Below are 10,415 nucleotides of genomic sequence, written 5' to 3' on the forward strand. Positions count from 1 at the left end.
TCTAAAAATTATTGTTCTATGATATTCAGCATTTTTTCTGTGGCTTTGATAGCAGAAACTGTTTGATCAGAATCTAGTCCTCTGGTAACAAATTCTTTTACTTCAGTTTTCCAGGTAATGACAGTTTCGCAAAGTGCATCAGAATTACTTCCCGGAGGAATCCTGACTGCATAATCTATAAGCTTAGGTAATACTTTGTTCTTTTGTTTATAAACTTTTCCAAGGGCATTTATAAAAGCATCGTATTGACCATCTCCCTGGGCATGTTCTTCTATAACCTCATCTTCTATTTTTATCGCTACAGTAGCAGAAGGGCTTAATCCTTTGGCATGATTTAACACGTAAGATTTAATCTTTACTTTATTTGTATATAATTTACTGTCTAATACATCAGAAATGATATATGGCAGATCATCCTGGGTAACCACTTCTTTTTTATCTCCTAGTTTAATAATCTTTTGGGTAACCTTTTTAATGTCTTCTGGACTTAGTTTTAACCCTAGTTCCTGAAGGTTTTTCTCTATGTTTGCTTTTCCTGAAGTTTTTCCTAAAGCATATTTGCGTTTTCTACCAAAACGTTCTGGCATAAGATCATTAAAATAGAGATTGTGTTTATTATCTCCATCGGCATGAATACCTGCAGTTTGAGTAAATACATTATCTCCTACTATAGGCTTATTTGCAGGGATTTTAAATCCAGAAAATGTTTCAACAAGTTTACTTACTTTATATAAAGCAACTTCTTTTACACGAGTGGTCACATCGGGGAGATGGTCATTAATTACAGCTATTACACTAGCTAACGGGGCATTTCCTGCACGTTCTCCCATTCCGTTCATGGTTAAATGTAATCCATTTACACCAGCTTTAAGACCTTCGATAGCATTAGCGACTCCAAGATCGTAGTCATTGTGCGCATGAAAATCGAAGTGTAGATTGGGATATTTGCTTCTAAGTTGTGCTAAATAGGTGTACGTTTCAGAAGGAATTAGAACACCTAAAGTATCCGGCAATAAAACCCGTTTTACAGGCTGCGTACAAAGAAAATCAAGAAATTGATATACATATTCTGGAGAATTACGCATTCCGTTACTCCAATCTTCCAGGTAGATATTATTGATAATCCCTTCTTTTTGCGCTAGCGCGAAAGTTTCTTTTACATCATTAAAATGTTGCTCTGGAGTTTTCTTAAGTTGATATTTGAGATGATTTAAAGACCCTTTGGTGAGTAGATTCTGAACTTTGGCACCAGTATCTTTCATCCATTGTATCGACTTTCCTGCATCAACAAATGTTAATATTTCTACTCGATTAAGGTATTCATTTTCTTTAGCCCAATTAATAATATTTTTTACCGCTTCAAACTCTCCTTCTGATACTCTTGCAGATGCTACTTCTATTCGATCCACCTCTAATTCTTCGATAAGAAGGCGTGCAATGGTTAGTTTTTCTGAAGCAGAAAAGGATATTCCGGAAGTTTGTTCACCATCCCGAAGTGTAGTATCCATGATTTCTATGGTTCGTTTGCTCATTTCTTCTATTTCTTAGATCTCAGGTATTTTCGAAACCTGTGAGGTCTTTTTTTGGAATTATTTTTTTGCGTTAGGGATAGTAGTCTTTTCGACTTCGCTCAAAACAAGCTTTTATCTTTTTTTGTTATCCTAAGCTGTCACACCGAGCTTGTCGAAGTGTTGTCCGAAGGAAGTCATAAAAGATTATAGCGAATAGCACGCTCGAACGCTCAAATTATATTTAAAAAGGGCGCTCTGCTGCAAATTCCTGAATTTCTGATGTCATTTTAGTTAGATAATCAATATCATCATATCCGTTAAGCATATTTTCCTTTTTGTATGTATTGATATCAAAGGATTCTGACGCTCCAGAAGCTTTAATCGTAATAGTTTGTTCTGGTAAATTTATTTCAATTTCAGTATCAGGATTGGTTGCTACAGCCTTAAATATTTTTTCTAAAAACTCAGGACTTACCTGAACGGGTAAAACTCCAATATTTAAACAATTACCTCTGAAAATGTCTGCAAAAAAACTAGAAACTACACATCTGAATCCGTAGTCATATACCGCCCAGGCAGCGTGTTCACGAGAGGACCCAGATCCAAAGTTTTTGCCTCCAACAAGGATTTTGCCTTTGTAGGTTGTATCGTTAAGTACAAAATCTTCTTTGGGAGTATCATCATTATTATATCTCCAATCTCTAAAAAGGTTATCACCAAATCCTTTACGTTCTGTTGCTTTAAGGAAACGTGCAGGAATAATCTGATCTGTATCTACATTTTCTATAGGTAATGGTACTGCGGTAGAGGTTAGTATTTCGAATTTATCGTATGCCATTTTTTCTTTTTTTTAAATAATTACACTAAAAGCGTTCTGGGATCAGTTACTACTCCGGTAACAGCGGTTGCTGCAGCAACCAGAGGACTTGCAAGTAAGGTTCTTGACCCAGGTCCTTGTCTTCCTTCAAAATTTCTATTCGAAGTACTCACTGCTAATTTCCCGGCAGGAATTTTATCTGCATTCATTGCTAAACATGCAGAACATCCGGGTTCTCTTAAGGTAAATCCAGCTTCTGTAATAACGTCTAGTATACCTTCTTCTTTGATTAGTCCTTCTACTTCGTGTGATCCAGGAACTAACCAGGCGGTAATATTATCTGCTTTCTTTTTTCCTTTTACGATAGAAGCAAATGCTCTAAAATCTTCGATTCGTCCATTGGTGCAACTTCCTAAGAATACATAATCTACTTTTTTACCAATCATAGCGTCTCCTTCATTAAAATCCATATATCCTAAAGATTTTTTGTAGGTAGCGACACCTCCTTCTATGGTTTCTGCAGTAGGGATGTGATTGGTAATCCCGATTCCCATTCCCGGATTAGTTCCATAAGTAATCATAGGTTCGATATCGGCACCATTAAAGCTAAGTTCTTTATCAAAAACAGCATCTTCATCTGTTGTCAATGTTTTCCAGTAGGTCATGGCTTTATCCCAGGCATCACCTTTTGGTGTAAGAGGTCTTCCTTGTATGTATTCATATGTTTTTTCGTCTGGAGCGATCATTCCTCCTCGGGCACCCATTTCTATACTTAGGTTACAAACTGTCATACGACCTTCCATCGTCATATTGCTAAATACGTCTCCTGCATATTCTACAAAATACCCTGTAGCTCCAGAGGTAGTGAGTTGCGAGATGATATATAATGCTACATCTTTTGGTGTAACTCCAAAGCCAAGTTCTCCATTAACATTAATACGCATCTTTTTTGGCTTAGGCTGCATAATACATTGTGAGGATAGTACCATTTCTACTTCTGATGTACCAATACCAAATGCAATGGCACCAAAAGCTCCGTGAGTAGAAGTATGGGAATCTCCACATACTATTGTAGCCCCCGGGAGTGTAATTCCGTTCTCTGGTCCGACAACATGCACAATACCATTTTTTTGATGTCCCAATCCCCAATGAGAGATACCCCATTCTGCAGCATTTTCTTCTAATGCTTTTAACTGATTAGCAGATAATGGATCATCTACAGGGAGGTGCTGGTTTATTGTTGGAGTATTATGATCTGCCGTTGCAAAAGTACGTTCTGGATATAATACTTTATTTTTTCTATTTTTTAATCCTAAGAAAGCCACCGGGCTGGTTACTTCATGAATGAAATGGCGATCAATAAAAAATACATCTGGTCCATTTTCTATTTTACGTACTACGTGCGAATCCCACACTTTGTCAAATAATGTCTTACTCATTTTTATGATCTTTACTACTATAATTGATATGATGCATTTCGCATCTTATTATTAAAATGTTAAAAAGCAGACAAATTTACAAGATACCAGAGATACGTGCTAATAAAAGTGTAAAGTTTAGATCAGTTTTGAATATATTTCAATAATAGCGTAAATTATAAATGATTTGACAAAAAATAAGCCTGTTTTTATAATTTAAAATATTAAGTGCTACGTTATCTGGTTAAAAGTCAATGCATAAGAAAATGATGTAAATAAATATGATTAGTTTTTATTAATTATGCTTTGTGAAACTAAAAAAGGTTGTATATTTGCCGTCCGTAAGGAATGATAAGGAACTTGTCAGAGTTATGATCTGAAGTTTAAAAGACAAGTAGGTTGCTAATCATATATCGCGGGATAGAGCAGTAGGCAGCTCGTCGGGCTCATAACCCGAAGGTCACAGGTTCGAGTCCTGTTCCCGCTACTAAGACGAAAGTCAGTAAAAATGCGCCCTAGAGCGCATTTTTTTATGGCATCAATTTTAAGTAAATTACGCACCGAATACGGAAGCGAATACAAATTGAAAAACTACACTGATCCAAAAATCTATCACGGAGGTAAGGATTTTGACCTTTCCAAACGATGGTATGTCTATTATAATTTCAAGAATCCACATACTGGAGAAATGAAAAGGCAACCTCCAATTTATTATAATATTAATAAAGAATTTAAAACCAAAAGGGAGCGAATTGTAGCTTTACAAGAATTAAAAGACGATATTTTAGAGCTTTTAAAGCAAGGGTATTCTCCTTATGAAGATAGAGAGCATTCTAATAGTTATACTGCAAAAGAAGCTCTTCAATTTGCGTTATCGATTAAAAAAAATGTGATAGCAACAAAGTCATATACCGATTATGGAAATAGGTTATCTCATTTTATTGAATTTCTGGAAAAGAAAGGACTTGCCTCTGCTGATATAAAAGATATAGAAAAAAAGCATGTGGTTGAATTTCTAAACGGTATTCTGAATCAATCAAGCGCACGTAACCGTAATAATTCAAAAACTGTACTTAGTGCATTGTTTACCGTATTAGAAGATAATGACCTTATCCTTAGAAATTTTATCAAGAGTATAAATAAAGAAAAGTCTACTCCAAAGAAGAACAAAGCCTTTACAATGGAGGAGGTGACAGAAATTTTTAGTCATCTAAAAAAGAAAGATAAATGGTTATATTATTATTGTTCTCATGTATATCATGGTTTATTTAGACCTATTGAAGTTATGCGAATAAAGGTTAAAAATGTAAACATAAAAGATCGTCTTGTTGAATCGGATACAAAAACAGGGGAGTACTACAAGCAGATTCCTAATGTATTGTATGATGAGTTTTATTCTTTGTTTGATTTTGAAAACCTCAATAAAGAATTTGATGTATTTACAAAATTTGGAAAGCCTGAGATTTGGGATAGTAAAGAAGAGTCCAAAAGAGATTATTTTGGAGACCTTTTCAGAAAGAAAGTAAAAGAAAAGTTTAATTTTTCTAATGACTATACAGTATATTCTTTACGTCATTCTGCAATAGGTAAACTATTTGTTGAAAAAATAAATGAGCTTAGAGAAAAGAAAGAACCTAATTTTGAAGAAAAGGCTCTTGATTTTGTTAGGAGCATCACACTTCATAAAGATAACAAGATGACCAGAAATTATTTAAGAGAAATAGGCTACTATAAAATTGATGATTGGTCAGATTTATTCAAATAAAATATTAACTTATATTAAATCACTTCTATGAAAACAGACAAAGAAATACAAAGACTATTAGATAAGGTTGAAAACTTAATAGAAAGAGTCGCTAATCTTAAAAATCCACCGGATAACTTGAAAATGGAAAATTTTGAATACAGAAGTCTATTACTAGAAAAATATATGTATCAATGGCTTTTAGGTGATGATGGTATTGATTTTGACTTATCTTATAATGAACTTGATGTTTGTTTAAATAACTTAGAAAAAAAACAAGAAGGTCTCTAATTTAGAGACCTTCTTGTTTATACTATTTATTCATTTCTTTTTTTATAGGTACATCACCAAATATTATACGAGTTTTTGTAAAGGTATCATTTCTATCTCCTATGATAACCTGAATATCATATTGCTCCTTATACCAAGTAAAAACAAGTGGTGATTCATTAAATTCACAATCTACCATCTTAAAAGCTTTAGTCGGTACCGTTTCAAATAAGCCATTTTTTACAATCTCGGATTTAATAAAACCCGTCTCTATTTTTTTATACATAAAATCAGGTTTGCCATATTCTTTTACCATTCTATCATAGAATGATTGATTTATAATCTCATCTATATATATAGAAAAACTTTGCACAATTCTTTCATTGTTAGTAAGAATATAAAGATTTTCATATGGTTTTCCCAGATACTCATCTGACCTATTAACAATACATATTCCTCCTTCGTAAATGGTGTTTACATTAGGGAGTTCGTTAATATGTTTTCCTAAAAACTCTAAAGGGATATGAGTAGTCATAAATAAAGACATAATATTAAATAATATAAGTTTCATAAGATATATTTTTTAACTAAAATTAGCTAATCACAATTTGTTGGTACAAAACTACGCACAAAAGGAGCAGTTCTAAATACATTGTGAGTATTATTTCCAGAAATACTCCCTCCTACCGCCTTAAAAGCGGCTGATAAATTCTCTTTCCACCTGATTAGAATTTGATCGTCACTAAGTCCCGGAGTTGCTAGAGCCCATAATTCAGTGAGTTTAGTTGCACCGTCATATGTTGCAGCTGAAATTGTTGCAGCTCTTCCATTTGTCATAGTTCTAGGCATTGTAAAGTATATTGGTGCTGTCTGAATTACTTGGGCAGGACTCAATCCACCATTACGAATTGCTAAAAATAAATTTGTTATTCCAGTAATTCCGCAAGCTTTTGTTCCATCTGATTGATTTGCATATTCCCAACTAGCACAATCCGCGAATAAAATAATTTCATCATCATCATAAGCTTTTATTTTAATCGCTTTTTTTGCGATATCTATTGCTTCTGCAGAGTTATTATTTAATGCAAGATAATCATAAATAATTTCTGTGAAATCTTGAAAAGCAATTAATGCTGCTTTTTCTTTATTATTCAGCCCTAATACCTCTGCTACAGAACGTACTCTTACCAAATGTTCGAATCTTGGATGATCATTTGCTGCATAGGCTAATATGGCATCTCTGGCGATAAGATCTCCTATATATGACGGAAATCGTATGTTATTATCCCATAAATATTCGCCCCTAAATTTACCAATGTCTATACGAAGGTCATATCGCCCAAGGTTTCCATACGTTGTTGTTCTAAAACTAAAGAGATCAAATGCTTGTTGCCCAGTAAACATAGTAGACATATCATATCCATTATCCTTTAAAATCTCTAGAGCAAAGTCCCCAATAAATGCTTCATCACGATCAGCTCCTTCTAAAGCAGCTAAACCAGATAACACATTACCTAATCCATTAAACTTACGAGTACGTCCCGCATTATGATTATGCATCAAAAACAATCGATTTTTGTTTTGCTCATCTTGCAAATCAATAGAATATAATGACCCATCATCGAGACTATAATCATACTGGTTGTGTGGAAAATTATGAAAACGACCATCTCCATAATGTTTAAAGATATCTGTAGCAAAATTCATGGTAGATTCTTCATAACGATGATATTTTAAATAGTCACCTACCCTAAGTTTTAAATGGGGTGTAGAGAGAATAAGGTCTAATGCCTGATTTCCGAATTGAGATATGGCATATCGGTTAATTCTTTCTTCATCGCTTATTGACTCAGTCGGATATGTATATTCTCCTTGATGATATGCTAAATCACTATATTCTCTTGCCAAATAAGAACGGGTAGGGTGAAATAAGTTGGTATCATCAACATACCATGAGTTATTAAAAGGAGAACCAAGATTATTTCTAATCATATATTTTAGCATGGCACGAACTTTATTTTCTACGTTTTTGCTGTTATAATTATCGATATATGCATTAATGATCTTTGTATCTGATATTGAGGTATTGCCAATTTTAGGTAAACCATCAAGAATTCTTCCATTCCTCTCAATTAGATTAAATGTATTAGTTTCGTTCCCACCTATAGTCATCAGACGATTATTAAGGTCTATACTGCTCATGTTCTTAATCAGTTTTCCATCAGTTTTTAAATCTCCTACGACAGAAAGATCAGCGTTAACACCATCACCAATTTCATTAAGCCTTTGTCTTAAAGCTCCTTTTTCATAAAAATACTTTCGAAACTCTCGGCTGTCATTTTGTAAATCAAAGCTAGCATCGTTTTTTACAGCTTCTACAATGCTTTTGGACTCATCAAATGCTTTGACCATATCTGTAAAGAGGGCGCGTTGCGCATCAGCAAAATTGTTAAAAGTTGTATTGTATCTTTTATCCAATTCTTCTTTTATTGCTGTCTGGCGCTCATTCAACCAAGCTGCCTGACGTTGTGCTTCTAATCTGGCATATATTGTAAATGCTACGTCATAATCTTCTATAAAGTCGCAAGTACAATTTTTACTACCGTTACTTTTCTCCTCACAATCAATACAGCTTGTTGTGCCATCGTCTGAGTATTGTTGTATTTGAGCATTTGTAACGTTAGATATTAGATACACCGCACCCAATATCAATAATTTATATATAAATTTCATTTGTATATTTTGTATGGTTAGTTATTCTTTAATTACTGTTTTAGAAAAAGGCTGTCCATCAATGGTCATCTGTATGACATATGTACCACTTGGTAGTGCCGAACTATCAATGGTGATCGTTTGTGTGCCATTTGATGTATTCCTTTGACTTGGAGCTTGTATTCTTTGCTGACCATAAAAATCATACACAGATGCATTTACTTCTGCTGATTGGTTTAAAGTATATGTAATGGTAAACTGATCTCCAATAGGGTTAGGCGCTATGGTCGCAAAGTTTTTATCAATCACTAACGGTGATGTTTTGCTATGTTGATTATTCGTGACTAAAGCAGATCGCGCTGCAATTGCTGCTGTAGTTCCTTGTTCATGTAAAATAAAACGGATAGGGGCTTTCATGAGCTCTTCAAATTCGATAATTTCTGCACTATTATCACCGGTTACATGACCAACCAAAGATGAAATACCATCTACGCTTTTTTGTGCTACTTGTATTTGATTGATTGTATAGGTTACATTATTTTTGTCAGGATGATCTTTATGAAAACGAGGTAATGAAAACGATAAATTATCAAAAAGAAAAGTATTAGGTCTTTTTACTGTTCCTGTACCAGAAATTGTATTGCCATTGATGGTAAAATCATATCGAAATGGTCTGTCCCCTGATGCTATATCAGTATCAAGAGTGATGGTGACAGGCAATAATCGCTTTACACCAGTACCATACCAATCGAACTCGATAAATTTACCTGTAAATGTTTTGTTTACTTTCCCCGGGGTAGCACTATAGTATCCTAAAGCATTTTTACAGGCTAAAAGCTCTTCTGCTGAAATGGGTATCCATTCATTATTTTGTGTTGGTAGGTGTTCTAACAAAGAATGACTATTGAAAATATCATTTTCTGATAACATCAGTAATGCTTTTTGCTCGTCTTTTGGCACTCCATACCCAAAATAATACATCACAGCTAGCCAATGCTTTGCCATTGGATGTGTGCTTTGTTCAAAATAGTCTTTCGCCTGAGAATAGCCATTGTTCTCTTGAAATTGTAGGGTACTATTAAATCCTTTCATATTAATATATCCTCTGATATAGTTGGCTAAATCTGGTTTATGATTATTGTTAGCTGCATCAGCCAAATATCTAAGAGCAAGCCCATAATCCCGTTCTTGGTTTTTGTAATTTCCTAGTAAATGATTGATACCATGCTGAAGTTGTGCAGGACCATGCTGATAGAAGGCAGATAATTTCATAGCGCTCAAGGCAGATGAGTATTGTTCTCTCTTTAAATGAAGTAGTCCTTTGACATAAAGAGAAGCCGGACTAAACCGATTTGCACATGGGTCAATATATGCTATAAGTTCATCGATAAGTGCAGGTGGGTAATCTTTAAAATCATTTTTAAATGCCAATATGGCTTCTGCTCTCTGGTCGCATTCCTCTTTTGTGAGTTGTGCATATCCTGTATGCATAAAAGTTAGGGCAAGGCATAGCAAGCCCCATACAATTGATTTGTTCATTTGTAATAATTTAATTAGTTATTATTTATGTGTTGGGGTAACATCAAACCTAACATGACTATAAGGTCTGTTAAAGGAGAAACTCCTTTACGGTCAGAAAACCAAAATAACTTGAGTACAGCGCTATACCCTTATCGTTTTGAGTTTCATTTATATAGTTCTAGTACTGTATAGCTTTCATAAGTTGGTTTTTTATTTGTTATTATTCATTGCAATATTAGGACGTACCAGTTTCATTTTTCGGGATTCTGTAATAATGGTGATGTTAATTCATAGTTATAAGAAATATTTCTTTAGGAGCGCCATCTGTGGCTTTTTCTTCTATTTTAATTAAAAAGAGAGTATTGTGCATTCTTATAATTGTTATTTAGTTTAATAACTCTAATATTTCTATTTCAAAAATT

The 10,415-nt window shown here is 34.0% G+C and carries 8 protein-coding genes and 1 tRNA gene; 3 read left to right on the forward strand and 6 right to left on the reverse strand.

The genetic code is table 11. From position 1 onward, the window contains the following. Positions 1–8: 8 nt before the first annotated feature. From FOF46_RS12675 to leuC, 3 genes are all read right to left on the reverse strand, one after another. The gene (locus FOF46_RS12675; protein WP_109434095.1) at positions 9–1,532 is read right to left on the reverse strand and encodes an alpha-isopropylmalate synthase regulatory domain-containing protein; all 1,524 of its coding nucleotides are present in this window, start codon (positions 1,530–1,532) and stop codon (positions 9–11) included. A gap of 220 nt (positions 1,533–1,752) precedes the next feature. Beyond that, positions 1,753–2,349 (reverse strand): 3-isopropylmalate dehydratase small subunit, encoded by a 597-nt coding sequence (gene leuD / locus FOF46_RS12680; RefSeq protein WP_109434094.1) that lies wholly within the window; start codon positions 2,347–2,349, stop codon positions 1,753–1,755. A 20-nt stretch (positions 2,350–2,369) separates the two neighbouring features. After that, entirely contained in the window at positions 2,370–3,767 is a 1,398-nt protein-coding gene (gene leuC / locus FOF46_RS12685) for a 3-isopropylmalate dehydratase large subunit (protein ID WP_143916688.1), read from the reverse strand. Positions 3,768–4,160: 393 nt separating this feature from the next. On the opposite strand from leuC, the gene FOF46_RS12690 reads away from it, so the two are divergent. From FOF46_RS12690 to FOF46_RS12700, 3 genes are all read left to right on the forward strand, one after another. Beyond that, positions 4,161–4,233: transfer RNA gene (locus tag FOF46_RS12690), tRNA-Met, on the forward strand. A 45-nt stretch (positions 4,234–4,278) separates the two neighbouring features. Continuing rightward, entirely contained in the window at positions 4,279–5,511 is a 1,233-nt protein-coding gene (locus FOF46_RS12695) for a phage integrase N-terminal SAM-like domain-containing protein (protein ID WP_143916689.1), read from the forward strand. Between the two features lie 27 nt (positions 5,512–5,538). After that, a complete protein-coding gene (locus FOF46_RS12700; protein WP_143916690.1) occupies positions 5,539–5,781 on the forward strand; it encodes a hypothetical protein in 243 nt (80 codons plus the stop codon). 22 nt (positions 5,782–5,803) lie between these two features. Here FOF46_RS12700 and FOF46_RS12705 read toward each other — a convergent pair whose 3' ends face one another. Genes FOF46_RS12705 through FOF46_RS12715 form a run of 3 tightly spaced genes read right to left on the reverse strand, consistent with a single transcriptional unit; the run spans position 5,804 to position 10,011 of the window. Then, a complete protein-coding gene (locus tag FOF46_RS12705) occupies positions 5,804–6,331 on the reverse strand; it encodes a hypothetical protein (protein WP_143916691.1) in 528 nt (175 codons plus the stop codon). A gap of 26 nt (positions 6,332–6,357) precedes the next feature. Beyond that, positions 6,358–8,493, reverse strand: coding sequence for a hypothetical protein (locus FOF46_RS12710; protein ID WP_143916692.1), 2,136 nt, complete (start codon positions 8,491–8,493; stop codon positions 6,358–6,360). Between the two features lie 21 nt (positions 8,494–8,514). Beyond that, complete coding sequence (locus FOF46_RS12715) at positions 8,515–10,011, reverse strand: T9SS type A sorting domain-containing protein (RefSeq protein ID WP_143916693.1); 1,497 nt, start codon at positions 10,009–10,011, stop codon at positions 8,515–8,517. Positions 10,012–10,415 lie beyond the last annotated feature (404 nt).

Origin of the sequence: Aquimarina algiphila, assembly GCF_007489275.1 — a bacterium.
In the GTDB taxonomy this organism is placed as follows: Bacteria; Bacteroidota; Bacteroidia; order Flavobacteriales; family Flavobacteriaceae; genus Aquimarina; species Aquimarina algiphila.